Genomic DNA, 2,922 nt, shown 5'->3' with positions numbered 1-2,922 from the left:
CATGAATTGACGTATTCCAGTCGATCAAATTTGATTTATATGGCTGATCCCAGAACCGGGCGACCAAAGCGCGTAACAACAACTGTTGCGTCAGGCTCATTTGCCAGTGGGGAGGCATCTCGAATCCTCGAAATTCCACCAGGCCCAACCGGCCCGTTGCACTGTCGGGAGAATACAGTTTATCAATGCAGAATTCAGCGCGGTGCGTATTACCGGTCAGGTCGACCAGCAGATGCCGAAAGACTCGATCGACCAGCCACGGCGGAAAATCTCCTTTATCAGGAATCTGTTCGAATGCGATCTGCAATTCGTATGTCGCATCGCGTCGCCCCTCGTCGACCCGGGGTGCCTGACTGGTTGGCCCGATAAATCGGCCGGAAAAGATATACGACAACGAGGGATGATTATGCCAGTAAGCAATCAGGCTGCGCAACAGGTCAGGGCGTCGCAAAAAAGGACTATCTTGAGGAGTATAGGACCCCAGCACAATATGGTTCCCGCCCCCCGTCCCCGTATGAGTTCCATCGAGATCAAACTGTTCCGTACCCAGCCGCGACTGTCGCGCGTCTTCGTACAAAGTGGATGTGATCTGAACCAGCTCTTTCCAGCTCTGTGCCGGATGAACGTTTACTTCAATCACCCCGGGATCTGGTGTGGCTTTAATGTGTTGCAGTCGATAATCGGTAGGTGGCAGATAACCTTCAATGATTACCGGTATCTCAAGTTCTTCTGCAGTCTGCTCAATCTCGGCAAGCAGTTCCAGATAACTTTCGAGGTGGTCCAGCGGTGGCATGAAAACGTACAGATTACCATCACGCGGTTCAAAACACATTGCCGTACGAACAACACCATTTTCAAATGTGCGCGGTCCGTCTGAGTTCTGCTGCTCCTCTTCAACAGGCTCCTCAACGCCAGCACCAGAGCCGACGCGCTGCAGGACCTGGTGTTGAACCGGTTCCGTTTTCTGCTGTGCAGATCGCACGAGCCCACTGTGGTGTTGAAGCTGTTCATAACCCGGCAGGGCGTCGACTGCTTCGAACGGCACAACTGGAACCGGCATATATTCGCCAGGCAATGCGGCGGGCAGGGAATCCAGCGGCAGACGCAGTCCCATTGGGGAATCGCCTGGAATCAAAAACATCTGCTCCGAACGAACAGGCCAGAGGCCGCTCATCCATTGAGTTTGTGAATCCTTCCACCGATGAACGATCGGCAGCACACAACCGGTCGAAGTCCCCAGCCCCTGTTCAAAAACGCGGGCCAGCCGGGCTCGTTCCTCTTCATCTTCCAGATCGGCACTCAGAATGTCTGCGTTGACAGCCAGACGCCGCTCTTTCCACATGTAGTACATCGCATCTTCAAAAGCGGGTGACACGTGGTCCGGGTTGACGTTCATTCGTTTTGCCAGCGTTGTTGAAAAGAGCTGGGCATGCTCGATCTTGATACCGTGCGGTTGATCCGGATCGGCCAGCAGGTCTGTATTTCTCCAGATCGGTTCACCGTCTGTTCTCCACATGCAAGTCAAAGCCCAGCGCGGCAATGGCTCGCCGGGATACCATTTTCCCTGGCCGTAATGAATCAGTCCTTCAGGGGCATACCTCTGTCGCAACCGATCGATCAGGTTTCCAGCCAGTTTCCTTTTCACTGGACCGACGGCTGCCGTTTTCCATTCATCCCCTTCCATATCATCAATCGACACGAAAGTCGGCTCGCCCCCCATCGTCAGGCGAACATCGCCGGCTTCCAATCGCTCATCAACCTGATAACCGACGGCTTCGATACATCGCCACTCTTCGTCAGAATACGGTTTCGTGACGCGGGAATCTTCGTGAACCCGTGTGACCGACATCTCATGCCGGAACTCGACTTCACATTTCCCGACATTTCCGCTGATCGGTGCAGCTGTCGTCGGTTCCGGAGTACAAGCCAGTGGAATATGTCCTTCGCCCGCCAGCAAACCTGAAGTCGGGTCTAACCCGATCCATCCTGCTCCGGGCAGAAACACTTCCGTCCACGCGTGCAAATCAGTAAAGTCTTCCAGCGCTCCCGAGGGACCGTCAAGTGATTCCACATCCGGCTTGAGCTGAATCAGGTATCCCGAAACAAACCGTGATGCCAGACCCAGGTGACGCAGTAACTCCACCATCAGCCAGGCACTGTCACGACACGAACCACTGGCCAGCGACAGAGTTTCTTCCGGCGTTTGCACACCGTGCTCCATCCGAATAACGTATCGAATCTTCTCCTGCAGTCGTTGATTGATGTCAACCAGAAAGTCAATCGTCTTCACTCGGGATTTGTCAATCGAATTGATCAACGCAGACAATTCCGGACCGGGGGCTGTTGTATGCAGAAAGGGTTGCAGATCTTTGGCGAGACTCGATTCGTATTGGAATGGATACTCCATCGCATCCGGCTCAAGAAAGAAATTGAACGGATTAATCACCGTCATTTCAGCAACGAGATCAATTTCGACCTGAAGCAACCGCGTTTTTTTGGGAAAGACCAGCCGGGCCAGATGATTGCTGTGGGGGTCCTGCAACCAGTTCACGAAGTGTTCTTCCGGAGTCACCCGGAGAGAATAACTGCAAATCGGCGTGCGGCAGTGGGGTGCGGGACGCAGGCGAACCACCTGAGGAGCCAGCTCCACATCTCGGTCATACTGGTAGATAGATTTGTGATTTAATGCGACGCGTATCATGTTGTTCAATCATTCAGAATTTAAAGATAAAAGATGGTTACACAAGCGTGTTGAATTAACTCGTTTGCGACTGGCTGCCCGCCGTGGAAGTCTGCGTCTGTGACTGCGAAAGGGGAGACGTAAAAAAGTCATCCCGAATCGCTTCACTCACGAGATTCAACTGCTTCTGAAATCCATCTATATATTGGTGCAATCCATGCTGAATAATATCCTGGATGCTG

The 2,922-nt window shown here is 52.9% G+C and carries 1 protein-coding gene; it reads right to left on the bottom strand.

The window, feature by feature from the left end; all coding sequences use genetic code 11:
• The coding region (locus Q0294_RS09405) for a transglutaminase family protein (protein ID WP_299463854.1) at positions 1-2,701 on the bottom strand (2,701 nt) is incomplete at its 3' end.
• Positions 2,702-2,922: the final 221 nt, after the last annotated feature.

The sequence above is a fragment of the uncultured Gimesia sp. genome (assembly GCF_937919775.1).
Lineage (GTDB): Bacteria > Planctomycetota > Planctomycetia > Planctomycetales > Planctomycetaceae > Gimesia.
The sequence above is the reverse complement of the archived record's forward strand: the minus strand, read 5'-3'. Positions and strand labels throughout refer to the sequence as shown.